The organism is Dickeya aquatica (assembly GCF_900095885.1).
In the GTDB taxonomy this organism is placed as follows: Bacteria; Pseudomonadota; Gammaproteobacteria; order Enterobacterales; family Enterobacteriaceae; genus Dickeya; species Dickeya aquatica.
On the sequence record NZ_LT615367.1, the window covers coordinates 303,993 to 327,907 of the forward strand.

19 protein-coding genes, 2 tRNA genes, 2 rRNA genes and 1 riboswitch are annotated in these 23,915 nt (G+C 56.2%); of the genes, 12 read left to right on the top strand and 11 right to left on the bottom strand.

What is annotated here, in order from left to right:
- Positions 1 to 67: 67 nt before the first annotated feature.
- Positions 68 to 1,188 (bottom strand): IS3 family transposase gene (locus DAQ1742_RS01375; protein WP_180706169.1). Its coding sequence is split into 2 segments (ribosomal slippage): positions 68 to 930 and positions 930 to 1,188, totalling 1,122 coding nucleotides; the frame shifts between segments, so codons are not numbered across the junction.
- A 56-nt stretch (positions 1,189 to 1,244) separates the two neighbouring features.
- Here DAQ1742_RS01375 and DAQ1742_RS01380 point away from each other — a divergent pair.
- The gene (locus DAQ1742_RS01380; RefSeq protein WP_180706213.1) at positions 1,245 to 2,336 is read left to right on the top strand and encodes a DUF1176 domain-containing protein; all 1,092 of its coding nucleotides are present in this window, start codon (positions 1,245 to 1,247) and stop codon (positions 2,334 to 2,336) included.
- A gap of 262 nt (positions 2,337 to 2,598) precedes the next feature.
- Here the strand turns inward: DAQ1742_RS01380 and DAQ1742_RS01385 are convergent, their stop codons facing one another.
- Entirely contained in the window at positions 2,599 to 2,772 is a 174-nt protein-coding gene (locus DAQ1742_RS01385) for a DUF1127 domain-containing protein (protein WP_083960965.1), read from the bottom strand.
- A 118-nt stretch (positions 2,773 to 2,890) separates the two neighbouring features.
- Entirely contained in the window at positions 2,891 to 3,181 is a 291-nt protein-coding gene (locus tag DAQ1742_RS01390) for a DUF1127 domain-containing protein (RefSeq protein WP_035339311.1), read from the bottom strand.
- A 199-nt stretch (positions 3,182 to 3,380) separates the two neighbouring features.
- Here DAQ1742_RS01390 and DAQ1742_RS01395 point away from each other — a divergent pair, with 199 nt between their 5' ends.
- Positions 3,381 to 4,838: an aminotransferase-like domain-containing protein gene (locus DAQ1742_RS01395; protein ID WP_035339313.1), complete on the top strand. Its 1,458-nt coding sequence runs from the start codon at positions 3,381 to 3,383 to the stop codon at positions 4,836 to 4,838.
- 65 nt (positions 4,839 to 4,903) lie between these two features.
- Here the strand turns inward: DAQ1742_RS01395 and thiH are convergent, their stop codons facing one another.
- Genes thiH through thiC form a run of 6 tightly spaced genes read right to left on the bottom strand, consistent with a single transcriptional unit; the run spans position 4,904 to position 10,370 of the window.
- Positions 4,904 to 6,046 carry a 2-iminoacetate synthase ThiH gene (gene thiH / locus DAQ1742_RS01400; protein ID WP_035339315.1) on the bottom strand — a complete coding sequence of 381 codons (1,143 nt, stop codon included), beginning with the start codon at positions 6,044 to 6,046 and terminating at the stop codon, positions 4,904 to 4,906.
- Positions 6,046 to 6,825, bottom strand: coding sequence for a thiazole synthase (locus DAQ1742_RS01405; protein WP_035339317.1), 780 nt, complete (start codon positions 6,823 to 6,825; stop codon positions 6,046 to 6,048). The genes thiH and DAQ1742_RS01405 overlap by 1 nt, the downstream gene beginning before the upstream one ends.
- Position 6,826: 1 nt before the next feature.
- Complete coding sequence (thiS, locus tag DAQ1742_RS01410; RefSeq protein WP_035339319.1) at positions 6,827 to 7,027, bottom strand: sulfur carrier protein ThiS; 201 nt, start codon at positions 7,025 to 7,027, stop codon at positions 6,827 to 6,829.
- A complete protein-coding gene (locus DAQ1742_RS01415; protein WP_035339321.1) occupies positions 7,011 to 7,772 on the bottom strand; it encodes a HesA/MoeB/ThiF family protein in 762 nt (253 codons plus the stop codon). The genes thiS and DAQ1742_RS01415 overlap by 17 nt, the downstream gene beginning before the upstream one ends.
- Positions 7,762 to 8,409: a thiamine phosphate synthase gene (thiE, locus tag DAQ1742_RS01420; protein ID WP_035339323.1), complete on the bottom strand. Its 648-nt coding sequence runs from the start codon at positions 8,407 to 8,409 to the stop codon at positions 7,762 to 7,764. Before thiE ends, DAQ1742_RS01415 begins: the two co-directional genes overlap by 11 nt.
- The gene (gene thiC / locus DAQ1742_RS01425) at positions 8,409 to 10,370 is read right to left on the bottom strand and encodes a phosphomethylpyrimidine synthase ThiC (RefSeq protein ID WP_232046574.1); all 1,962 of its coding nucleotides are present in this window, start codon (positions 10,368 to 10,370) and stop codon (positions 8,409 to 8,411) included. Before thiC ends, thiE begins: the two co-directional genes overlap by 1 nt.
- Positions 10,371 to 10,513: 143 nt before the next feature.
- Positions 10,514 to 10,629, bottom strand: a riboswitch (TPP riboswitch).
- 242 nt (positions 10,630 to 10,871) lie between these two features.
- Between thiC and nudC the strand changes: the two genes are divergently transcribed.
- From nudC to DAQ1742_RS01455, 6 genes are all read left to right on the top strand, one after another.
- Positions 10,872 to 11,645, top strand: coding sequence for an NAD(+) diphosphatase (gene nudC, locus DAQ1742_RS01430; protein WP_035339326.1), 774 nt, complete (start codon positions 10,872 to 10,874; stop codon positions 11,643 to 11,645).
- A gap of 52 nt (positions 11,646 to 11,697) precedes the next feature.
- Positions 11,698 to 12,771: a uroporphyrinogen decarboxylase gene (hemE, locus tag DAQ1742_RS01435; RefSeq protein ID WP_035339328.1), complete on the top strand. Its 1,074-nt coding sequence runs from the start codon at positions 11,698 to 11,700 to the stop codon at positions 12,769 to 12,771.
- On the top strand, positions 12,771 to 13,445 hold the full coding sequence (nfi, locus tag DAQ1742_RS01440) for a deoxyribonuclease V (protein WP_035339330.1): 675 nt from the start codon (positions 12,771 to 12,773) through the stop codon (positions 13,443 to 13,445). The genes hemE and nfi overlap by 1 nt, the downstream gene beginning before the upstream one ends.
- Before the next feature lie 111 nt (positions 13,446 to 13,556).
- Positions 13,557 to 14,147, top strand: coding sequence for a YjaG family protein (locus tag DAQ1742_RS01445; RefSeq protein WP_035339333.1), 591 nt, complete (start codon positions 13,557 to 13,559; stop codon positions 14,145 to 14,147).
- Positions 14,148 to 14,333: 186 nt separating this feature from the next.
- Positions 14,334 to 14,606, top strand: a complete 273-nt coding sequence (gene hupA, locus DAQ1742_RS01450; RefSeq protein WP_012882985.1) for a nucleoid-associated protein HU-alpha — start codon at positions 14,334 to 14,336, stop codon at positions 14,604 to 14,606.
- A 45-nt stretch (positions 14,607 to 14,651) separates the two neighbouring features.
- Positions 14,652 to 15,320, top strand: a complete 669-nt coding sequence (locus DAQ1742_RS01455; protein ID WP_232046576.1) for a DUF1481 domain-containing protein — start codon at positions 14,652 to 14,654, stop codon at positions 15,318 to 15,320.
- Positions 15,321 to 15,425: 105 nt separating this feature from the next.
- Here DAQ1742_RS01455 and purD read toward each other — a convergent pair whose 3' ends face one another.
- Positions 15,426 to 16,715 carry a phosphoribosylamine--glycine ligase gene (gene purD / locus DAQ1742_RS01460; protein ID WP_035339337.1) on the bottom strand — a complete coding sequence of 430 codons (1,290 nt, stop codon included), beginning with the start codon at positions 16,713 to 16,715 and terminating at the stop codon, positions 15,426 to 15,428.
- A 15-nt stretch (positions 16,716 to 16,730) separates the two neighbouring features.
- Complete coding sequence (gene purH / locus DAQ1742_RS01465; protein ID WP_035339339.1) at positions 16,731 to 18,320, bottom strand: bifunctional phosphoribosylaminoimidazolecarboxamide formyltransferase/IMP cyclohydrolase; 1,590 nt, start codon at positions 18,318 to 18,320, stop codon at positions 16,731 to 16,733.
- A 621-nt stretch (positions 18,321 to 18,941) separates the two neighbouring features.
- Here purH and DAQ1742_RS01470 point away from each other — a divergent pair.
- From DAQ1742_RS01470 to DAQ1742_RS01485, 4 genes are all read left to right on the top strand, one after another.
- Positions 18,942 to 20,483 (top strand): 16S ribosomal RNA (locus DAQ1742_RS01470).
- Between the two features lie 68 nt (positions 20,484 to 20,551).
- Positions 20,552 to 20,628: transfer RNA gene (locus tag DAQ1742_RS01475), tRNA-Ile, on the top strand.
- A 57-nt stretch (positions 20,629 to 20,685) separates the two neighbouring features.
- Positions 20,686 to 20,761, top strand: a tRNA-Ala gene (locus DAQ1742_RS01480).
- Positions 20,762 to 20,927: 166 nt separating this feature from the next.
- Positions 20,928 to 23,836, top strand: a 23S ribosomal RNA gene (locus DAQ1742_RS01485).
- The 16S and 23S rRNA genes sit together here with 2 tRNA genes alongside, the layout of an rRNA operon.
- Positions 23,837 to 23,915: the final 79 nt, after the last annotated feature.

Here is a 23,915-nt window from a genome sequence, read left to right on the forward strand (position 1 = left end):
AAGCCTGTTTTGGGGTGTGGTGCTGTCGTTGCTGTCTGTGACCTGCCCCCAGTATTAGATACAACGATCAGTTAGTAATATCGGTTTGTTTACCTTCTAATTTTCCATTTCTCCAGCTTGCTGCAAATTCAGACGGCGTCTGGTAATTCAGCGATGAATGAGGTCTGGACTCGTTATAGTCCTGCCGCCAGTCATTAATGATTTTCCGGGCATGAAGAATATCGCTGAACCAGTGTTCATTCAGGCATTCATCCCGAAAGCGACCGTTGAAACTCTCAATAAATCCGTTCTGCGTTGGCTTACCTGGCTGGATAAGTCGCAACTCCACACCATGCTCAAAGGCCCATTGATCGAGCGCACGGCAGGTAAATTCCGGGCCCTGATCGGTTCTTATTGTCGCCGGATAGCCACGAAAGAGCGCGATGCTGTCCAGAATACGCGTGACCTGAACGCCTGAAATACCGAAAGCAGCAGTGATCGTCAGACACTCCTTCGTGAAATCATCCACACAAGTCAGGCACTTAATCCGGCGGCCGCTGGCAAGTGCATCCATGACAAAATCCATCGACCATGTCAGGTTCGGCGCATCCGGGCGAAGAAGCGGAAGCCGCTCAGTCGCCAGACCCTTACGGCGCTGTCTGCGTTTTACGCCCAGGCCATTGAGATGATAGATGCGGTAGACCCGTTTGTGGTTAACGCAAAGGCCTTCACGACGCAGAAGCTGCCAGATACGCCGGTAACCGAAACGTCGGCGTTCCATTGCCAGTTCGGTGATACGTGCAGACAGATACGCATCAGTAGCCGGGCGGTGCGCATCATAACGGCAGGTCGACAGGGACAAACCTGTCAGCCTGCAGGCACGCCGTTGCGACAGACCTGTCGCTTTGCACATCACTGTCACGGCTTCCCGCTTCTGGTCTGTCGTCAGTACTTTCGGCCCAAAGCCACCTGTAGTGCCTCTTTATCCAGCATGGCTTCGGCGAGCAGCTTCTTGAGGCGGGCGTTCTCTTCTTCAAGTGACTTAAGCCTTTTTACTTCAGGTACGTCCATGCCACCAAACTTCTTACGCCACGTATAAAACGTGGCGTCGGAGATGGCGTACTTACGGCAAAGTTCGCGGGCGGAAACACCCGCCTCGGCTTCGCGAAGAATATTGATGATCTGTTCGTCGGAAAAACGCTTCTTCATGGGGTTGTCCTCATGTTGCTGATGAAGACATTACTAACATCGTCGTGTGTTAATCAATGGGGAGCAGGTCATCTGGTAGCGCATGCGCAGCAGAGGCTAAAATTCTAGGGTATCCTGTTCCGGTACAGAAAGAATTTAAAGATTGGCAAGTGACGTGTAACAACTTGAATACCTGTCAGCTCAATAATTACGCTGAGAGAGACGGTTATCAATATGTGATCCTCAAGCGTGATGCAGGTGCTTCAGGAAAGATTTCCCTGTCCATCCTGTTAAAACCCGATCAGCAGGCCGTCTATCTGGACGGCACGCCGTTTCCGCTTGATGCCGCCGACTGGCAGATTGATAACGAATCCGATAGTGATGGCAAGTTCTATCGTTACACCACCAGGTTAGAGGTAATTCAACGGTTTATTCAGGCGGCGAGAAACGCGCAGCAATTGGCGTTGGTTGAACAGCCCACTACTCAGGAAGTTGAGGATGGAGATGTGGTGTCGCTAAATGGCCTGAGTGCGGCGCTGCTACTGGCGGATGAGCGGCAAGGCCGGTTAAAGAACCGCAGTGCGTTGCTGAATGTCGGTGAAGGCGAGGTTTCGCAGGTCCCGCCAGTGCCTACCGGGCAACAGGTTGACATTACCTATCGTCAGCCATCACCGCTGAGTGATGCGGTCGCATTGGCGGCTGCGGTCGGCGAGGCGCGGAAGGATAAACTAGAAAATGCACATTGTGATCAACGCGATAAAAACATAACTGCAAATCCAAGAGCCATCGCATTAACCCGCGAGTTGGCGTTAGTGATCTTTACATGCCCTCCTGGGGCAATCCAGATCAGTAATGAGCTCTTCATTACCTCACAACTTCGCCCACAGGCAGCCAGCTTGTTAACGCTACTGATTTTTGACTGGGACAAAAATGCGCTGGTTAACATGGCGGACACGGCTACGACACTTATGAATGTTGAGTATGACGAGAAAACTGGAATATTGTCTCATACAGTTCAAGGGAACACGGTCTGTAATTTTGGTGAAAGCGCGAGATGGATGTTTGATGGTAGCACTTTCCAGCCAGTGGACTATCGATTTTCCAATATCTGTGCCAGGAGAAAAGACTGGCCGTCCGTGTGGGCGATGCCGGGCTACCCAACCGAGTAGCCCGACACGAGGGGACAGTCAGCACGCCTTTTTGCGTCCATGCTGGCCGGGTGGTGGCGGAGCCGATGGAAAGCCCTGGCTCCGGCTGTATCAGCCCCGCTACTGTAATGCCCGATGGAGGTGCGTGCGACAAGCTGCGTCTCACGCTGCGTAGCGGTACGCAATTTATCGCCGGACTGATGTCCCGATGACATTTTTTTGCGATGTGCCTCGCCAGTTTTTTCCACCCGGTTTAACCCTTTCTCTGCGTGGGGTGATACGGTCAGCGAAATGAATCCACGTCATGACGCGTCAGGCCGATATCGTCCAGTTGGTTGTTGTTCAGGCGTTGCAATATTTTCCGCGCTTGTACCCGCTGACGCCAGCGCTGCCAGCATTGCTGTACCCGTTGTAATCGTCCCGGTTTTCTGCCGGGCTGAGAGCATGGTGGTGTCATATGGCATCCTCGCAGGGTGTCAGTGTGCGTTATCTCTGTTTTTACCTGTTATGATACGCAGACAAAAAATTGATATTTACTCGATACAGATAGTGAGCCTGAGGGCGTTTTTTTGTGGCTATCTGTCCCTGTTCTGCTTGCCTGCTTTGTGGTTTAAAGCGGGAAGACGGGTGTGGCTGGCGTTTGATGCATGCGTCGTCACACTCCTGCCTGCGGATGTTGGGTAAAGTGATGAGATGCTCCCGCGCGTTAACCCAATATCGTTAAGTTGATGATCGGTAAGTTCACTTAATATTTTTCGTGTCTGTTTTCGTTCATGCCAGCGTTGCAAGCCTTGGTAGCTATGTCGTAATAAAAAGCGGACAGGTGCGAAAAAAGAGGTGATGGTTGTCGCAATGTGGGTGGGCATAACATTCTCCTCAACTGATCCATGTCGATAGCATGGCTGAGAAATCTGTATGGTTTTAGAGGCAGCAATTGGATTTATTTATGATACATAACCCGGCTTTTGCGATCTGAATGCTGATTTTATGGGCGAGCTGTATGGTCATGCTGTGGCGCAACGTTGCCATAATGAAAGGGCAGAGCATTCACGGAGATAACAGGCGATGACGCGATATCAGCACTTGGCTGACTTGCTGGCGCAGAGAATTGAGCAAGGGTTGTATCGTGGCGGCGAGCGCTTGCCTTCGGTGCGTACACTCAGCCAGGAACATGGCGTTAGCATCAGTACCGTACAGCAAGCTTATTATCGGCTGGAGCAGCAGCAACTGATCGTGCCATTGCCGCGATCGGGCTATTTTGTGCGTGCGCGTAAAGCCGAGCCGCCGATACCCTCCATGACCCGCCCGGTGCAACGACCGGTTGAGGTGAAGAAATGGGGGGCGGTGCTGGAACTGGTCAGCGCCCGGCAGGACCCGGACGTACTTTCCTTAGGCGGCAGTTCGCCGGATCTCACACAAAGCACGCTCAAGCCGCTGTGGAAACAGTTGCAGCGCATTGGCCAGAAGCAGCAAGAGGCTGCACTAAGTTACGACAACCTGGCAGGCTTAGTGCCACTGCGTGAGCAAATCGCCCGCCTGATGGTTGATAGCGGCTGTCAACTTCAGGCGGATGACATTGTGGTGACGACGGGGTGCACCGAAGCGCTGTCCGTCGCGGTGCGGGCCGTTGCCCAGCCGGGCGACATCATTGCGGTTGAGTCACCGGTCTTTCACGGTATTTTGCAAATACTGTGTGGGTTAAATATTAAAGTCATTGAGATACCGACGGATTTTACCACCGGGCTGAGCCTGGAAGCACTGGAACTGGTGCTGGAGCAATGGCCGGTCAAAGCGTTGATCACCGTCCCGCACTGCAATAACCCGCTTGGTTTTATGATGCCGTCTGCGCGTAAACGCGCGCTGTTAACGCTGGCACAGCGCTATGACATCGCCATTATTGAAGATGATGTGTATGGCGAGCTGGCCTATGAATACCCGCGTCCGGCCTCTTTGAAATCAGCCGATCGGGATGGGCGGGTGTTGCTGTGCAGTTCATTTTCCAAAACGCTGGCACCCGGTTTACGCGTCGGCTGGGTGGTGCCGGGGCGCTATCTTGACCGGGTGTTGCACATGAAATACACCAGTACCGGCTCAAGCGTGTTGTGCACCCAGCTTGCGGTGGCAGAATTCATTGCACAGGGTTACTACCCGCCGCATGTGCGTCGTATGCGTATGTTGTATCAGCGCAATCTGGCGCTGCTTTCAGACTGGGTACGGCGCTACTTTCCCGAAACGATTTGCGTCAGCCGGCCGCAGGGCGGCTTTGTGTTATGGGTGGAAATGCCGCCTGCTTTTGACGCCGTTGCCCTTTGCCAGCAGATGAAAGCACATAATATCTATGTGGCGGAAGGGTCGCTGTTTTGTGCCTCCGGCAAGTATCGCCACTGTTTACGCCTGAGTTATTCCATGCCCATGACACCGGCCATTGAACAAGCGGTGGCGGCCATTGGCGCAGCGGTTGAACGGCAAATCTCGGCAAACGTGGAACACATTGAACCTGCTGGCGGGGAGGTTAAGCGCTGAGCGCACACCAGGCGCGCATTCATGCTGCCTGGTGTTTGGGGTCAACGAACGTGGCGGTCAGCCTTTCAGGTCGCTGTTCTGCCCAGATAGGTATCCCAGTCTTTCCACACCGGTTGCAGCCCGGACTGACTGAGCGCCTGCGCCACCGCGTGCGGGGTGCGTTCATCGTGCGGGGTGAATTGCTCCAGCTCCGGGCGGGCGTCAGCGTAACCGCCCGGCTGAGTTTTGGAAAAGGCGCTGACATTGTTGATGGCAATCGGGATCATGTGGTCGCGGAAATGGGGGGATTCACGGGTAGAGAGCGACAGCTCGACGTCTGGTGCCAGCAGCCGAAAGGCGCAGATGACCTGCATCAGTTGCGCTTCATCCATCAGCGAGGCGGGTTCGATGCCGCCAGCACACGGGCGCAGGCGCGGAAACGACACCGAATAACGGCTCTGCCAGTAGGTTTGCTGTAAGTAGAGCAGGTGCTCGGCCAGCATATAACAGTCGGTGCGCCAGCTATCCGATAAGCCGATAAGCGCCCCCAGCCCGATTTTGTCGATACCTGCCTGCCCCAGTCTGTCCGGTGTTGCCAGCCGCCAGGCGAAATCCTGTTTATGGCCGCGCAGGTGGTGGCGGGCGTAAGTGGGTGAGTGATAGGTTTCCTGATACACCATCACGCCATCAAGCCCCAGGGTTTTCAGCTCGGCGTAATCGGCCTGTGACAGCGGTTGCACCTCCATCATCAGCGCACTGAAGTGCGGGCGGATCAGCGGCAGCATCTGGCGGAAATAGTCCATGCCGACTTTGCGCTGGTGTTCGCCGGTCACCAGCAACAGGCTGTCAAACCCCAGGGCTTTGATGGCCTCGCACTCGCGTAACACCTCCTGTTGGTTGAGCGTTTTGCGCTTAAGGTGGTTGCTCATCGAGAAGCCACAGTAAGTGCAATCGTTGGCGCACAGGTTGGAAAGATACAGCGGCACATAGAAGCTGACGGTGTTGCCAAAGCGCTGGCGCGTCAGTTGCTGCGCCCGCTGCGCCAGCGGTTCCAGCCAGCGACCGGCAGCGGGTGACAGCAGCGCCATCATATCTTCACGCGTGAGTCGATCCGCACATAATGCCCGCTCTACGTCGGCGTCGGTTTTGCTGTTGATGCGTAGCGTCAGGTCGTGCCATTCCAGCTGTTGCCAGTGCTGTTCAAACGATGGCTGAGAGTGAATGCTCATCAGTTGACGGCCTCCGTGCGATGCAGAAAGCCGGTCAGCGGGCTGGTGGCGCTGGCGATGCGCTGGCGTTGGCCCAGCCCCGCGTGTTGTGCCAGCGCACCGGCCTCCACCGCCAGCCGGAAGGCGTGCGCCATCTGCACCGGGTCGCGCGCCACGGCGATAGCGGTGTTGACCAGTACCGCATCCGCCCCCAGCTCCAGCGCGTGCGCCGCGTGGCTGGGCGCGCCGATACCGGCATCCACCACCACCGGCACCCGCGCCTGCTCGATAATAATGCGCAGAAAATCCCGCGTTTGCAGCCCCTGATTCGAGCCAATCGGCGCACCCAGCGGCATCACGGCGGCGCAGCCTGCTTCTTCAAGCCGCTTGCACAGCACCGGATCGGCGCTGCAATAGGGCAGCACCACGAAGCCCTCTTTCACCAGTTGTTCCGCCGCTTTCAGGGTTTCGACGGCATCGGGCAGCAGGTATTTCATGTCCGGGTGGATTTCCAGTTTTATCCACGACGTGCCGAGCGCCTCGCGCGCCAGCCGGGCGGCGAAGAGCGCTTCATCAGCGGTTTTCGCCCCTGAGGTATTTGGCAGTAAGCGCACGCCGAGCTCACGCAGCGGGGCCAGAATGGCATCGCGGCCGCCTGTTAAATCCACCCGTTTCATCGCCATCGTCACCAGTTGCGTGCCGCTGGCGCGCAGAGCTTCTTGCATCAGCGATGCATTGGCGAATTTTCCGGTGCCGGTAAACAGCCGTGAGGTAAATGGGGTATCGGCAATCTGTAGCATGTCAGCCTCCTGCAATCGCCTGGAACAGCAAAATGTCATCGCCGTCCTGCACCGGGTGATGAACCCAGTCAGCACGGGGAATAATGGTGTGATGGATAGCCAGTGCGGTGCCCGGCTGTAGCCGGTTAAGCCGCTCAAGCAACTGTTGCACGGTAAGGCCGTCTGGCAACGTCATGGCATCGTCATTAAGCCGAATGTGCATGTGCGCCTCCGCAGACCGGGCACGCCGGGGTGCGCGTTAATTGCAGCGTGTGCCACTGCTGCTGACGTGCCTCGAACAGCCGCAGTTTGCCGTCCAGCGGCGAGGGGAGGCCGCACAGTAACTTGATGGCCTCCAGCGCCTGTAGCGTGCCCATCACGCCGACGACCGGGCCGAGCACGCCCGCGGTGCGGCAGTTGCGCTGCGGTTCGTCGGCCTGCGGGTAGAGGCAGGCGTAGCAGCCGTGCCGAAACGGCGGCGTCAACACCAGCAACTGGCCGCTAAACCCTACGGCGCTGGCGCTGATGAGCGGTTTTTGCGCGGCGACACAGGCGGCGTTAACCGCATGGCGGGTGGCCATGTTGTCGCAGCAATCCAGCACCAAATCGACTTGCGCCACCGCGGTGGCCAGCGATTCGCCTTCAAGCCGGGTGGTCAGCGCGAGGGTTGTCACCAACGGATTAAGGGCTTGCAGCGCATGATGGGCCAGCAGCGCTTTGGGGCTATCCACGTCAGCGCTGCGATAGAGAATTTGGCGTTGCAGATTAGAGAGGTGCAGCGTGTCGTGGTCGGCAAGCGTGAGCGTGCCAACGCCAGCGGCGGCCAGATAGAGCGCGGCTGGTGAACCCAGCCCGCCCAGCCCGACCAACAGCACACGGGCAGCCGCCAGCTTCTGCTGCCCGTCCTGACCGATATCTTCCAGTAACAGATGGCGGCTATAGCGCATAAAGGCCTTGTCATCGAGCATAGTCTGCCCCCTTGCCTTCAATCAGGTGAAGCAATGTCGCGGTGGCGGCACGCCAGTCCGCGGCCTGTGTGATGGCGCTGACCACGGCGATGCTGCCCACACCGCTTGCCAGCACCTCGGGCACTCGCGCAAGGCTGATGCCGCCGATAGCGACGCAGGGAATACGCCCCGCCAGTTGCTGTACCTGCCGCGCCAGCGCAGCCAGCCCTTGTGGTGCTGATGGCATCGCTTTGGTTTGGGTGGGAAAGATGTGGCCGAGCGCGATGTACGAGGGCTGGATGGCGATAGCACGCGCCAGCTCAGTATCGTCATGGGTTGATACGCCCAGACGTAGCCCGGCGGCGTGAATCGCCTCCAGATCGGCGGTATCAAGATCCTCCTGACCCAGGTGTACGCCGTATGCCTGATGCCTGACGGCCAGTTGCCAGTAATCATTGATAAACAGCCGGGCCTGATACCGGCGGCCAAGGGCAATCGCCCGGATAATGTCAGGCTCGGCCTGCTCTGCCGGCTGGTCTTTGATACGCAACTGGAGAGTGCGAACGCCCGCATCCAGCAGGCGTTCAATCCACGCTACGCTATCGACCACCGGATAAAGCCCCAGTCGGGCATCGGTGGCGGGAAACGCGCGGCTCATCAGCGCTCCTCCTGCGGCAGGCTGGTAGCGGTGTGGTACAGCTCGCTACCGCGGGCGCGGAATTCGGCGGACATGTTTGCCATGCCGGCGTCTATCGGTTGCGCTTCCTGACGGGCGGCGTAGTCGCGCACTTCCTGCGTTATTTTCATGGAGCAGAATTTCGGCCCGCACATCGAGCAGAAATGCGCCACCTTGCCGGATTCCTGCGGCAGGGTTTCATCGTGGTAGGCACGGGCGGTTTCCGGGTCGAGCGCCAGATTAAACTGGTCTTCCCAGCGGAATTCAAAGCGCGCCTTGGACATGGCGTTATCGCGGATTTGCGCACCGGGGTGGCCTTTGGCTAAATCAGCGGCATGGGCGGCAATCTTGTAGGTGATAAGCCCTTGTTTGACGTCGTTTTTGTTTGGCAGCCCCAGATGCTCTTTCGGCGTGACATAACACAGCATGGCGCAGCCAAACCAGCCTATCATCGCCGCGCCAATGCCGGAGGTGAAATGGTCATAACCGGGCGCGATATCCGTGGTAAGCGGGCCGAGGGTGTAAAACGGCGCTTCGTGGCAGTGCTCCAGCTCCTCGGTCATGTTGCGCTGGATCATCTGCATCGGCACATGGCCGGGGCCTTCTATCATCACCTGCACATCGTATTCCCAGGCGATTTTGGTCAGTTCACCCAGCGTGTGCAGCTCGGCAAACTGTGCGTCGTCGTTGGCATCCTGAATCGAGCCGGGGCGCAGGCCATCACCCAGCGACAGCGCGACGTCATAGGCGGCACAGATTTCGCAAATTTCACGGAAATGCTGGTAGAGGAAGTTCTCCTGATGGTGCGACAGGCACCATTTCGCCATGATGGAGCCGCCGCGCGAGACAATGCCGGTCAGGCGTTTGGCGGTCATCGGTACGTAACGCAGCAACACACCGGCGTGAATGGTGAAGTAGTCTACCCCTTGTTCGGCCTGCTCCAGCAGGGTGTCGCGGAACAGTTCCCAGCTCAGGTTTTCCGCGATGCCGTTGACCTTTTCCAGTGCCTGATAAATCGGCACCGTGCCGATAGGCACCGGGCTGTTGCGCAAGATCCATTCGCGGGTTTCGTGGATATAACGCCCGGTCGAGAGATCCATCACCGTGTCTGCGCCCCAGCGTGTCGCCCAGACCAGTTTTTCCACTTCTTCCTCAATCGAGGAACTGACCGAAGAGTTACCGATATTGGCGTTCACTTTGACCAGAAAATTGCGGCCGATAATCATCGGCTCCGATTCCGGGTGATTGATGTTAGCCGGAATAATCGCGCCGCCGGCCGCCACTTCCTCGCGCACGAACGCTGGCGTGATGTTCTCTGGCAAGCGAGCGCCAAAGTGGTGGCCGGGATGCTGCTGGCGCAGCACGGCGCTGCGAATACGTTCGCGCCCCATATTTTCACGGATGGCGATAAACTCCATTTCCGGCGTGATAATACCGCGCCGCGCGTAGTGCAGTTGGGTGACGCGGCAACCGGTTTTGGCGCGCAGCGGTTGCGGCAGGTGTTCAAAACGCAGATGTTCAATGCCGATGTCGGCCAGCCGTTGCTGGGTAAAGCCGGAGCTGGCTTGCGCTAATGTTTCGGTGTCGCCGCGTTCGGCAATCCAGCCGGCCCGCAGGCGGTGCAGGCCGCGATGGACATCAATTCCGGTGGCCGGGTCGCCATAGGGCCCGGCGGTGTCATACACCGGCACGGCTTCGTTGGGCTCATGGTGCGGGTTGTCGCGGCTGCCGCCTGTCAGCGTCGGGCTTAGCTGGATTTCCCGCATCGGTACGCGAATGTCCGGGCGAGATCCGGTCAGATAAATACGCTGTGAATTGGGAAAGTTTGTGCCGCGCAGTGTGTCGATAAACTGCTGGGCCGCCGCGCGTTGTTCACGACGACCGGCCGCCGCCGTTTGTGCGAAAACACGCGCTTCTGTAGACGAGGTTGGTTCTGTAGACATAGCAAATTCCTGTTGGTTAAAGGAAAAATTGCTTGTCTGGAGCTCGCAGGGAGTAATGGCTGGATGCCGACCCGCTGGCACCCGCAATGTGACGTAACGCCTTGCGGGTGCGGCGACAACCTGAGGTTGCGCCTGGGGCTGGCAATGTGCTTACTCTTGTTCCCTTCGCAGGTCTTAACCTGATCAGGTTCCGCGGATCCCGAATTAACGGTCTCAGCCTGCTCGCCATAAGGCGCGCTAGGCACTCCGACAAGATTTGCCCCGGGTGGGGCCATAGAAAACAGTGACACTGTATGCGTGTCGCAGGGTGGCGTCAATGGTGAAACCGCCGGATACCGGTGTGCAAGCACATTGCCAAGGTTTTTGCCACGCCGGATAATGGCGGCACACGACAAGTCGGCCCGGTTGTTTTGATAATAAAACCGGTTGAGAGTAAAACGCATTGAGAGCGAAACCGGATCAAATGTGAAGCCGGGTCACCAGCGGGAGTGATAAAAAAAGATGGACGTGACGCTGAAAGGTGATGAGCAGGGCTGGTGGGTGGTCTATCACCAGCATCAGATATGGCTGCCGCAAGGCGAGTTGCCGCAGGGCACGGCAGCGCAGTGGCAATTACAGCAGTGTTCGGCGTGTCAGGTTGGCGAGTGGCAAGGTGAGCCGGTGTGGCTGGTACTGCAAGATCGGGCGCGGGAGATGGGGTCGGTGCGCCAATTGCTCAGCCAGGATGCCGGGCTGTTTCAACTGGCGGGGCGCGCGGTACAACTGGCCGAGTTTTATCGCTCACACCGTTTTTGTGGCTACTGCGGCCAGACGATGACTACCAGTACCACGGAGCTGGCCTGCTTATGTCCGCAGTGTAAAGAGCGCTACTACCCACAGATTGCGCCTTGCGTGATTGTTGCCATCCGTCATCACGATAAAATCTTGCTGGCGCAGCATTTGCGTCATAAGGGCAATATGTATACGGTGCTGGCTGGGTTTGTTGAAGTCGGCGAAACGCTGGAGCAGGCAGCGATGCGCGAGGTGATGGAAGAGAGCCAGATTCGCATCAAGAACCTGCGCTATGTTTGCTCGCAGCCCTGGCCGTTTCCCCATTCGCTGATGACCGCATTTATGGCGGATTATGACGGCGGTGAGCTGAAACATGACCCTTCTGAACTGCGTGCGGCGGGCTGGTTCCGCTACGATAGCTTGCCGGAACTGCCGCCACCGGGTACGGTTGCCCGCCGTTTGATTGAGGACACCGTCGTGCTGTGCCGTGACACGGCGCAGTGAGCAAGGGCCTGCGGCAATCATGCCTGAGAAAGGCGTAATCAAGGAAAAAATCATGACTGATCTGAAAAATGATCGCTATCTGCGAGCATTATTACGCCAGCCGGTGGATGTCACCCCCGTATGGATGATGCGCCAGGCCGGGCGTTATCTGCCGGAGTATCGGGCAACGCGCACACAGGCCGGGGATTTTATGTCTCTGTGTAAAAACGCGGAACTGGCCTGTGAAGTGACGCTCCAGCCGCTGCGGCGCTATGCGCTTGATGCCGCCATTCTGTTTTCCGACATTCTCACGGTGCCGGATGCAATGGGCCTGGGACTTTACTTTGAAGCCGGAGAAGGCCCGCGTTTTACTTCCCCCGTCACCTGTCGGGCCGATGTGGAAAAACTGCCGGTGCCGGACCCGGAGCAGGAACTGGGTTACGTGATGAATGCGGTGCGTACCATTCGCCGTAATCTGGCCGGTGCGGTACCGCTGATCGGTTTTTCCGGCAGCCCGTGGACGCTGGCGACCTATATGGTTGAAGGCGGCAGCAGCAAAGCGTTCACCGTTATCAAGAAAATGATGTTTGCCGAACCGCAAACCCTGCATCTGTTACTCGATAAACTGGCTGATAGCGTCACGCTCTACCTGAATGCGCAAATTCGTGCGGGCGCACAGGCCGTGATGATTTTTGACACCTGGGGTGGTGCATTGAGCGGGGCGGCTTACCGCGAGTTTTCGCTGCATTACATGCACAAAATTGTCGATGGCTTGCAGCGTGAGCACGAAGGGCGGCGGGTGCCAGTGACGCTGTTTACCAAAGGCGGCGGCCAGTGGCTGGAAGCGATGGCCGATACCGGCTGTGATGCGCTTGGGCTTGACTGGACGACCGACATTGCCGATGCCCGTCGTCGCGTGGGCCACCGGGTGGCCTTACAGGGTAACATGGACCCTTCCATGCTCTATGCTCCTGCGGCGCGTATTGAACAGGAGGTGGCGAGCATTCTGGCCGGTTTTGGCGCAGGCAATGGCCATGTGTTTAACCTCGGGCATGGTATCCATCAGGATGTGCCGCCTGAGCACGCCGGGGTGTTTGTTGAGGCGGTGCACCGGTTGTCTGCGCCCTATCATCAGGATAACGCGTGATGGATCTCAATGCGCTGCGGGCAGCCCAGCGCGACAAGGCCGCACAGGTGATACGTCACGATGATTTGCCGTTTGCACAGCCGACGCTGATTGCCGGGGCGGATGTCGGATTTGAACAGGCGGGAGCCGTTACCCGCGCGGCCCTGGTTGTGCTGAGTTACCCCTCGCTGCAACCGGTGGAGTACCAGATTGCGCGTATTCCTACGCTGATGCCTTATCTTCCCGGCCTGTTATCATTTCGGGAGTGTCCGGCGCTGTTGGCGGCGTGGGCGCTGTTGCAACATCGCCCGGATTTGCTGTTCGTTGACGGACATGGCATTTCTCATCCCCGCCGTCTGGGGGTGGCCAGCCATTTTGGCTTGCAGGTCAACGTGCCGACAATCGGTGTGGCAAAAAAACGGTTGTGCGGCAGTTTTTCACCGCTGGCTGACGCCGCAGGTAGCCGCCAGCCGTTGCTGGACAAGGACGAGCAGATAGGCTGGGTGTGGCGCAGCAAAGCCCGTTGCAATCCGTTATTCATCGCTACCGGGCATCGCATCAGTAGCGATAGCGCACTGGAATGGGTGATGCGTTGCATGAACGGCTATCGCCTGCCGGAGCCGACGCGCTGGGCGGATGCGGTTGCCTCTAACCGTCCGGCATTTCAGCGCTGGCAACCGAAGGCCGGGGTGTAGGATAATGCCCGACGGGAAACTTTAGGAATTCGTGCCTATTTTAGGAATTCAGGAATAGGGCGGCCGGGTAATTTTCGTTACACTGCCGCCCATTATTAATCGAGATAAGCAATGTTACGTAACCCCATTCATTTACGTCTGGAAAAGCTGGAAAGCTGGCAGCATGTCACCTTTATGGCCTGCCTCTGTGAGCGTATGTACCCTAATTATCACGCGTTTTGCCAGCAGACCGAATTTGGGGATGCCTCCCTCTATCGGCGTATTCTGGATCTGGTATGGGAAACGCTGGTTGTCAAAGACGCCAAAGTCAACTTTGACAGCCAACTGGAAAAGCTCGAAGACGCCATCCCGGTGGCTGAAGACGATGACATTTACGGTATCTACCCGGCTATCGACGCCTGTGTGGCATTAAGTGAACTGCTGCACTCTCGCCTGAGTGGCGAAACGCTGGAACATGCCATTGCGGTGAGCGAAGCCTCGATTCGCACCGTAGCGATGCTGGAGATGACCCAGGCTGGCCGGGAAATGACCGATGATGAACTCAGGCTACTGCCTGCGGTGGAAGAGGAATGGGATATCCAGTGGGAGATTTTCCGCCTGCTGGCTGCCTGCGAAGAGCGGGATATTGAACTGATAAAAGGCCTGCGTGCCGACCTGCGTGAAGCGGGAGTCAGCAACATTGGCATAAATTTGTACCAATAACGCGATAAAACGTGATTTAAGGCCTGAAATGGCCTGTCTAAAGGCTTCACATCCGCACCCTGTCTGGTCTACATTTGGGGGCGTAATAAAAGTGGCTGTCGGTGCGTGTATGCAGGAGAGTGCTATCATGGCATTTCCGTCGCACTCGATGCTTAGCAAGCGATAAACACACTGTAAGGATAACTTATGAATAAGACTCAACTGATTGATGTAATTGCTGACAAAGCTGACCTTTCCAAGACCCAGGCTAAAGCTGCACTGGAAGCGACTCTGGCGGCGATTACTGAGTCTCTGAAAGAAGGTGATGCAGTACAATTAGTTGGTTTTGGTACTTTCAAAGTCAATCATCGTAACGAGCGCACTGGCCGCAACCCGCAGACGGGTAAAGAGATCAAAATTGCCGCCGCTAACGTGCCCGCCTTTGTGTCCGGTAAGGCACTGAAAGACGCTGTAAAATAAGCGCATGCTGACAGCAGGTTTAAGCAGGGGGCGATTTCGCCCCTTTTGCTTTTCTACCGCCGCTGCCGCTGTCTCGGGCTGCTGGCGCTAACCGGTATGCAGGTCGCATGCAGTAGTCATTCGCCCCTGCCTGCTGTGTTTGCCAGCGGCTATCTGGCCGATCGCGGGGTGGTTCGCTTGTGGCGTCAGGACGAGCCACAGCAACAGTTAACCACGCTGGTCACGGTTTTTACCCCCCTTGAGGGTGATGAGATTCGCATTACCCGTTATCACTTCCAGCAAGGTGTGCTGCGAGAGGTAGCGGAAAAACGCACGACGTCGCCCCGCGAAGAGGTCAGACTCCGTTTTGACCAGGCCGGAACTGTCAGCTATATGCAGCGTCAGCTTCCTCAGCGTCGAGAGTCACTGTCGGAAGATGATATCGCCTTGTATCAGTTTGATGCCCGCCAGCGGCTGGCATTAAGTGACTCTCTGCGTGCCGGTCATGTCTTGTTGCGACAAGGGCACTGGCAGGCCGGGCAGGTGACAACCTGTGAAGGGCAATCGGTGCGACCAGACTGGGATGGCAGCGCCCAGCGTTGGATAAATCAACAGGCAGCGCAGGCGAAAGGCGCTCTTGGCATCGCCTGGCTGTCGTCGCCGCAAGGCACGCAATTGTTGCAGATGGCCGAAGAGGATTTCTGTCGTTTTGAGCCGTTCAAGGAAGGCGAGTAGCTTTTCAGGTATTGGCGTTGCAGATTGTGAATGCCGCACGGCAAAGCAGATGTTGATAGGGCAGAAGCCGATGTCTGGCTCCTGCCGTTATCGCTTTATCGAGAGTTAGCCTTGTTGCTCACGGGCGATGGCGCGATAGCCAATGTCACTGCGGCAGAAACTGCCTTCCCAGTGAATGGTGCTCGCCAGTGCATAGGCGCGCTGCTGGGCAGCGGCAACACTTTCACCTAACGCGGTTACGCACAATACACGCCCGCCGTTGGTCACAACATCGTGACCTTTCATCGTCGTTCCGGCATGGAACACTTTACCGTCAGCGGCATCCTGTTCAGGCAGACCGGAAATCACATCACCGGTACGGTAATCGGCCGGGTAACCGCCTGCTGCCAGCACCACGCCCAGTGACGGGCGCTCATCCCATTCAGAATGCTGCTTATCAAGCGAGCCTTCACAAGCCGCAAGGCACAGCGCAACCAGGTCGGATTTCATGCGCAGCATAATCGGCTGGGTTTCCGGGTCGCCAAAGCGGCAGTTGAACTCGATAACCTTGGGCTGGCCGTCAGGCGAAATCATCAGACCGGCGTACAGGAAACCCGTGTAGACGTTGCCCTCCGCCGCCATGCCGCGCACGGTTGGCCAAATAATCTGCTCCATGACCCGCTGGTGAACGGTATCCGTCACCACCGGTGCCGGTGAGTAAGCACCCATACCGCCGGTGTTCGGGCCGGTATCTTTGTCGCCCACGCGTTTGTGATCCTGACTGGTGGCCATCGGCAGTACATGCTCGCCGTCTACCATCACAATGAAGCTGGCTTCTTCGCCGTCAAGGAACTCTTCCACCACAATGCGATGACCGGCATCGCCAAAGGCATTGCCAGCCAGCATATCCGTGACGGCGTTTTCCGCCTCTGCCAGTGTCATGGCGACAATGACGCCTTTACCGGCGGCCAGACCATCGGCTTTGATAACAATCGGTGCACCGATGCGCCGAACGTAGGCCAGCGCGGGTTCTACCTCGGTGAAGTTCTGGTATTCCGCAGTGGGAATATGCTGGCGCGCTAAAAAGTCTTTGGTAAAGGCTTTGGAGCCTTCCAACTGTGCCGCTGCCTGTGTCGGGCCAAAAATGTTCAGACCGGCGGCGCGAAACGCATCCACCACACCGATGACCAGCGGTGCTTCCGGGCCGACAATGGTCAGGCCGATATCCTGCTGGCGGGCAAATGCCAGCAGCGCCGGGATGTCCGTTGCGGCGATATTCACGTTCTCAAGCGTTGGCTCGAGCGCGGTGCCCGCATTACCCGGCGCAACATAGACTTTATCAGCCAACGGAGACTGGGCGGCTTTCCAGGCCAGTGCGTGCTCGCGGCCACCATTACCAATAATTAAGATATTCATTGTTGTAACCCCGGATTAGTGGCGGAAGTGGCGCATGTCGGTAAACAGCATGGCGATGCCGTGCTCGTTGGCCGCCGCGATGACTTCGTCATCACGAATGGAACCGCCAGGTTGAATCACACATGTGATACCAACGGCGGCGGCGGCATCGATACCGTCACGGAACGGGAAAAACGCATCGGATGCCATGACCGAGCCTTTCACCTCAAGCCCTTCATCACCGGCTTTAATGCCCGCAATTTTCGCCGAATACACCCGGCTCATCTGACCGGCACCAATGCCGATAGTCATCTTGTCTCGGGCATACACAATCGCGTTGGATTTCACAAACTTTGCCACTTTCCAGCAGAACAACGCATCGCGCAGCTCGGCTTCGGTTGGCTGGCGCTCGGTGACAACACGCAGCTGTGCGCTTTCCACCATGCCCAAATCCCGGTCTTGTACCAGCAATCCACCATTAACGCGTTTGAAATCCAGCCCCGGCACACGCTGTTGCCATGTGCCACAGGTCAGCACGCGCACATTCTGTTTGGCCGCGGTGACTTTCAGGGCTGCTTCGCTGGCAGACGGTGCGATGATCACTTCCACAAACTGGCGGCTGATGATGGCCTGCGCCGTGGCTTCATCCAGTTCGCGGTTAAAGGCGATAATGCCGCCGAAGGCTGAGGTCGGGTCGGTTTTATAGGCGCGCTCATAGGCGTCCAGAATCGAATCGCCAACGGCCACGCCGCAAGGGTTCGCGTGCTTCACAATCACACAGGCCGGTTCAGCAAACTCTTTAACGCACTCAAGGGCCGCATCGGTATCGGCGATGTTGTTGTAAGAGAGCGCTTTGCCCTGCAACTGCTGCGCGGTTGCCACAGAGGCTTCTGCAATGTGCTCTTCTATATAGAAGGCGGCCTGCTGGTGGCTGTTCTCGCCGTAACGCATGTCCTGCTTTTTGATGAAGTTCAGGTTTAGCGTGCGAGGGAAACGACCAGAAGGCTCTGTGGTGTCGCCGTGATAGGCCGGAACGTTGCTGCCAAAGTAGTTGGCTATCATACTGTCATACGCCGCCGTGTGCTCGAAGGCTTTGATAGCCAGATCAAACCGGGTTTTGTAAGTCAGGGAGTGCTCGTTGGCATCCATCTCCGCGATGATAGCGCTGTAGTCGCCGCTCTTGACGACGATAGCCACATCATTATGGTTCTTGGCAGCGGAGCGCACCATGGTCGGCCCGCCGATATCAATGTTTTCTACCGCGTCTTCTAAGGTGCAATCGGCTTTAGCGACAGTCTGGGCAAACGGGTAAAGATTGACGACCACCATGTCGATGGGCTGGATGTTGTGTTGGGTCATGATGGCATCATCCTGACCACGGCGGCCCAGAATGCCGCCATGCACTTTGGGATGCAGTGTTTTCACGCGTCCGTCCATCATTTCAGGAAAGCCGGTGTAATCGGATACTTCGGTTACTGGCAAACCCGCATCAGCCAGCAGACGAGCCGTACCACCGGTAGACAGCAGCTCGACGCCACGCTGCGACAGCGCCTGGGCAAATTCAACGATACCGGCTTTGTCAGACACGCTGAGTAAAGCACGACGGATAGGACGACGTTGTTGCATGATGGTTTGATTCCCCTGACTTAGGTTCTTACTTTAAAGAGCGTTAGGTGAATATTAAGGCTATCGCTGCGGTTATCGGTAAAGACAAGGGCAGTATCAGGCCGGTATTCAGCTAACACACTCATAAATGCGTACTAATATATGTAGAGTAATCCGCGTGCGAATTGTAGCGAAAACGTTTGCGTGATGCTCGCCAAATTTCAAGAAATGCCACCTCTGTGGATAACTCTGTGCAAAATAAGGTATAAACGGCACTTTTGCTGTGGAATGCAGCGAACGCACGATTTATCGCAAAATACCGGTTGCGGCCTGATAAGAAGTCCCTATAATGCGACCCCACTGACACGGCAACAGCGGCAACGCAACGCGGTGTCAGCGAAGAAGAAACGAAAAAAAGCGTTGACTCTTCATGAGGAAAGCGTAGTATACGCCACCTCGCGACAGCAGGCTCAGGCCGGTCGCACTGCTCTTTAACAATTAATCAGACAATCTGTGTGGGCACTCGCAGGACACTTCGCAAAAACTTTTGTGAAAGTCTTGAAGAGTGACAACAGTTAATTCATTACGAAATAACAGTAAATTCTTTGAGCACCGTTTTCTTCGGAAAACACAATCAAACTTAAATTGAAGAGTTTGATCATGGCTCAGATTGAACGCTGGCGGCAGGCCTAACACATGCAAGTCGGGCGGTAGCACAAGGGAGCTTGCTCCCTGGGTGACGAGCGGCGGACGGGTGAGTAATGTCTGGGAAACTGCCTGATGGAGGGGGATAACTACTGGAAACGGTAGCTAATACCGCATAACGTCTTCGGACCAAAGAGGGGGACCTTCGGGCCTCTTGCCATCGGATGTGCCCAGATGGGATTAGCTAGTAGGTGGGGTAAAGGCTCACCTAGGCGACGATCCCTAGCTGGTCTGAGAGGATGACCAGCCACACTGGAACTGAGACACGGTCCAGACTCCTACGGGAGGCAGCAGTGGGGAATATTGCACAATGGGCGCAAGCCTGATGCAGCCATGCCGCGTGTGTGAAGAAGGCCTTCGGGTTGTAAAGCACTTTCAGCGGGGAGGAAGGGAACAGGCTTAATACGTCTGTTCATTGACGTTACCCGCAGAAGAAGCACCGGCTAACTCCGTGCCAGCAGCCGCGGTAATACGGAGGGTGCAAGCGTTAATCGGAATGACTGGGCGTAAAGCGCACGCAGGCGGTCTGTTAAGTTGGATGTGAAATCCCCGGGCTTAACCTGGGAACTGCATTCAAAACTGACAGGCTAGAGTCTCGTAGAGGGGGGTAGAATTCCAGGTGTAGCGGTGAAATGCGTAGAGATCTGGAGGAATACCGGTGGCGAAGGCGGCCCCCTGGACGAAGACTGACGCTCAGGTGCGAAAGCGTGGGGAGCAAACAGGATTAGATACCCTGGTAGTCCACGCTGTAAACGATGTCGATTTGGAGGTTGTGCCCTTGAGGCGTGGCTTCCGGAGCTAACGCGTTAAATCGACCGCCTGGGGAGTACGGCCGCAAGGTTAAAACTCAAATGAATTGACGGGGGCCCGCACAAGCGGTGGAGCATGTGGTTTAATTCGATGCAACGCGAAGAACCTTACCTACTCTTGACATCCAGCGAACCTTGTAGAGATACGAGGGTGCCTTCGGGAACGCTGAGACAGGTGCTGCATGGCTGTCGTCAGCTCGTGTTGTGAAATGTTGGGTTAAGTCCCGCAACGAGCGCAACCCTTATCCTCTGTTGCCAGCACTTCGGGTGGGAACTCAGGGGAGACTGCCGGTGATAAACCGGAGGAAGGTGGGGATGACGTCAAGTCATCATGGCCCTTACGAGTAGGGCTACACACGTGCTACAATGGCGTATACAAAGAGAAGCGACCTCGCGAGAGCAAGCGGACCTCATAAAGTACGTCGTAGTCCGGATTGGAGTCTGCAACTCGACTCCATGAAGTCGGAATCGCTAGTAATCGTAGATCAGAATGCTACGGTGAATACGTTCCCGGGCCTTGTACACACCGCCCGTCACACCATGGGAGTGGGTTGCAAAAGAAGTAGGTAGCTTAACCTTCGGGAGGGCGCTTACCACTTTGTGATTCATGACTGGGGTGAAGTCGTAACAAGGTAACCGTAGGGGAACCTGCGGTTGGATCACCTCCTTACCGAGTGAAGAGCCTGCGTGGTGTCCACACAGATTGTCTGATGAAGAAGATGAGCAGTAAAACCTTATAGGCTTGTAGCTCAGGTGGTTAGAGCGCACCCCTGATAAGGGTGAGGTCGGTGGTTCAAGTCCACTCAGGCCTACCAGTTTCGCGAGGGTGCGGGAGCACGGCGCGGGGCTGAAAAAGGTTGAACTCACACAATGGGGCTATAGCTCAGCTGGGAGAGCGCCTGCTTTGCACGCAGGAGGTCTGCGGTTCGATCCCGCATAGCTCCACCATTAACGAATGACTTCAGAGTGTACTGGCAACAGTATGCTGCGAAGTATTCTGCTCTTTAACAATCTGGAACAAGCTGAAAAATTGAAACGACAGCATGTGTATGAGAATGCATGTGTTGTTCGAGTCTCTCAAAAACTTGCATCCCGAAACACCTTCGGGTTGTGAGGTTAAGCGACTAAGCGTACACGGTGGATGCCTAGGCAGTCAGAGGCGATGAAGGGCGTGCTAATCTGCGATAAGCGTCGGCAAGGCGATATGAGCCGTTATACCCGACGATACCCGAATGGGGAAACCCAGTGTGTTTCGACACACTATCACACACTGAATTCATAGGTGTGTGAGGCGAACCGGGGGAACTGAAACATCTCAGTACCCCGAGGAAAAGAAATCAACCGAGATTCCCCCAGTAGCGGCGAGCGAACGGGGAGGAGCCCAGAACCATCATCGGCGTGTGTGTCAGTGGAAGCGTCTGGAAAGGCGCACGGTACAGGGTGACAGTCCCGTACACGAAGATGCACAGGCCGTGAGTTCGACGAGTAGGGCGGGACACGTGGTATCCTGTCTGAACATGGGGGGACCATCCTCCAAGGCTAAATACTCCTGACTGACCGATAGTGAACCAGTACCGTGAGGGAAAGGCGAAAAGAACCCCGGCGAGGGGAGTGAAATAGAACCTGAAACCGTGTACGTACAAGCAGTGGGAGCCTTGATTTATCAGGGTGACTGCGTACCTTTTGTATAATGGGTCAGCGACTTATATTCTGTAGCAAGGTTAACCGAATAGGGGAGCCGCAGGGAAACCGAGTCTTAACTGGGCGTTAAGTTGCAGGGTATAGACCCGAAACCCGGTGATCTAGCCATGGGCAGGTTGAAGGTTGGGTAACACTAACTGGAGGACCGAACCGACTAATGTTGAAAAATTAGCGGATGACTTGTGGCTGGGGGTGAAAGGCCAATCAAACCGGGAGATAGCTGGTTCTCCCCGAAAGCTATTTAGGTAGCGCCTCGTGAATTCATCTTCGGGGGTAGAGCACTGTTTCGGCTAGGGGGCCATCCCGGCTTACCAACCCGATGCAAACTGCGAATACCGAAGAATGTTATCACGGGAGACACACGGCGGGTGCTAACGTCCGTCGTGAAGAGGGAAACAACCCAGACCGCCAGCTAAGGTCCCAAAGTCATGGTTAAGTGGGAAACGATGTGGGAAGGCCCAGACAGCCAGGATGTTGGCTTAGAAGCAGCCATCATTTAAAGAAAGCGTAATAGCTCACTGGTCGAGTCGGCCTGCGCGGAAGATGTAACGGGGCTAAAACCATGCACCGAAGCTGCGGCAGCGACACTATGTGTTGTTGGGTAGGGGAGCGTTCTGTAAGCCTGTGAAGGTGGCCTGTGAGGGCTGCTGGAGGTATCAGAAGTGCGAATGCTGACATAAGTAACGATAATGCGGGTGAAAAACCCGCACGCCGGAAGACCAAGGGTTCCTGTCCAACGTTAATCGGGGCAGGGTGAGTCGACCCCTAAGGCGAGGCTGAAAAGCGTAGTCGATGGGAAACAGGTTAATATTCCTGTACTTGGTGTTACTGCGAAGGGGGGACGGAGAAGGCTATGTCATCCGGGCGACGGTTGTCCCGGTTTAAGCGTGAAGGTGGGTGGACCAGGCAAATCCGGTCTGCTGTCAACACTGAGGCGTGATGACGAGGCACTACGGTGCTGAAGTGACAGATGCCCTGCTTCCAGGAAAAGCCTCTAAGCATCAGGTAACATTAAATCGTACCCCAAACCGACACAGGTGGTCAGGTAGAGAATACTCAGGCGCTTGAGAGAACTCGGGTGAAGGAACTAGGCAAAATGGTGCCGTAACTTCGGGAGAAGGCACGCTCCTGTGGGTGAAGTCCCTCGCGGACGGAGCTGACGGGAGTCGCAGATACCAGCTGGCTGCAACTGTTTAATAAAAACACAGCACTGTGCAAACACGAAAGTGGACGTATACGGTGTGACGCCTGCCCGGTGCCGGAAGGTTAATTGATGGGGTCAGCCGCAAGGCGAAGCTCTTGATCGAAGCCCCGGTAAACGGCGGCCGTAACTATAACGGTCCTAAGGTAGCGAAATTCCTTGTCGGGTAAGTTCCGACCTGCACGAATGGCGTAATGATGGCCAGGCTGTCTCCACCCGAGACTCAGTGAAATTGAACTCGCTGTGAAGATGCAGTGTACCCGCGGCAAGACGGAAAGACCCCGTGAACCTTTACTATAGCTTGACACTGAACCTTGAGCCTTGATGTGTAGGATAGGTGGGAGGCTTTGAAGTGTGGACGCCAGTCTGCATGGAGCCAACCTTGAAATACCACCCTTTAATGTTTGATGTTCTAACGTGGGCCCCTAATCGGGGTTGCGGACAGTGTCTGGTGGGTAGTTTGACTGGGGCGGTCTCCTCCCAAAGAGTAACGGAGGAGCACGAAGGTTAGCTAATCCTGGTCGGACATCAGGAGGTTAGTGCAAAGGCATAAGCTAGCTTGACTGCGAGAGTGACGGCTCGAGCAGGTGCGAAAGCAGGTCTTAGTGATCCGGTGGTTCTGAATGGAAGGGCCATCGCTCAACGGATAAAAGGTACTCCGGGGATAACAGGCTGATACCGCCCAAGAGTTCATATCGACGGCGGTGTTTGGCACCTCGATGTCGGCTCATCACATCCTGGGGCTGAAGTAGGTCCCAAGGGTATGGCTGTTCGCCATTTAAAGTGGTACGCGAGCTGGGTTTAGAACGTCGTGAGACAGTTCGGTCCCTATCTGCCGTGGGCGTTGGAAGATTGAGGGGGGTTGCTCCTAGTACGAGAGGACCGGAGTGAACGCACCACTGGTGTTCGGGTTGTCATGCCAATGGCATTGCCCGGTAGCTACGTGCGGAAGAGATAACCGCTGAAAGCATCTAAGCGGGAAACTTGCCCCGAGATGAGTCTTCCCTGGGCCCTTGAGGCCCCTGAAGGGACGTTTAAGACGAAGACGTTGATAGGCTGGGTGTGTAAGCGCAGCGATGCGTTGAGCTAACCAGTACTAATGACCCGAGAGGCTTAACCTTACAACACCGAAGGTGTTTTAGAGAGACGGAAAGAAGAGATTCAGCTTGTTCAGAGATTGGTTCGGGTGGTTGTGTGTAA

Coding starts and splice junctions, on each gene's coding strand:
- DAQ1742_RS01380 (WP_180706213.1), top strand. CDS start 1,245: ATGGGGAGCAGGTCATCTGGTAGCGCATGCGCAGCAGAGGCTAAAATT.
- DAQ1742_RS01445 (WP_035339333.1), top strand. CDS start 13,557: ATGTTACGTAACCCCATTCATTTACGTCTGGAAAAGCTGGAAAGCTGG.
- nfi (WP_035339330.1), top strand. CDS start 12,771: ATGGATCTCAATGCGCTGCGGGCAGCCCAGCGCGACAAGGCCGCACAG.
- purH (WP_035339339.1), bottom strand. CDS start 18,320: ATGCAACAACGTCGTCCTATCCGTCGTGCTTTACTCAGCGTGTCTGAC.
- DAQ1742_RS01415 (WP_035339321.1), bottom strand. CDS start 7,772: ATGCTCGATGACAAGGCCTTTATGCGCTATAGCCGCCATCTGTTACTG.
- DAQ1742_RS01385 (WP_083960965.1), bottom strand. CDS start 2,772: ATGACACCACCATGCTCTCAGCCCGGCAGAAAACCGGGACGATTACAA.
- hemE (WP_035339328.1), top strand. CDS start 11,698: ATGACTGATCTGAAAAATGATCGCTATCTGCGAGCATTATTACGCCAG.
- DAQ1742_RS01390 (WP_035339311.1), bottom strand. CDS start 3,181: ATGCCCACCCACATTGCGACAACCATCACCTCTTTTTTCGCACCTGTC.
- purD (WP_035339337.1), bottom strand. CDS start 16,715: ATGAATATCTTAATTATTGGTAATGGTGGCCGCGAGCACGCACTGGCC.
- thiC (WP_232046574.1), bottom strand. CDS start 10,370: ATGTCTACAGAACCAACCTCGTCTACAGAAGCGCGTGTTTTCGCACAA.
- DAQ1742_RS01405 (WP_035339317.1), bottom strand. CDS start 6,825: ATGCTACAGATTGCCGATACCCCATTTACCTCACGGCTGTTTACCGGC.
- nudC (WP_035339326.1), top strand. CDS start 10,872: ATGGACGTGACGCTGAAAGGTGATGAGCAGGGCTGGTGGGTGGTCTAT.
- DAQ1742_RS01395 (WP_035339313.1), top strand. CDS start 3,381: ATGACGCGATATCAGCACTTGGCTGACTTGCTGGCGCAGAGAATTGAG.
- thiE (WP_035339323.1), bottom strand. CDS start 8,409: ATGAGCCGCGCGTTTCCCGCCACCGATGCCCGACTGGGGCTTTATCCG.
- thiS (WP_035339319.1), bottom strand. CDS start 7,027: ATGCACATTCGGCTTAATGACGATGCCATGACGTTGCCAGACGGCCTT.
- thiH (WP_035339315.1), bottom strand. CDS start 6,046: ATGAGCATTCACTCTCAGCCATCGTTTGAACAGCACTGGCAACAGCTG.
- hupA (WP_012882985.1), top strand. CDS start 14,334: ATGAATAAGACTCAACTGATTGATGTAATTGCTGACAAAGCTGACCTT.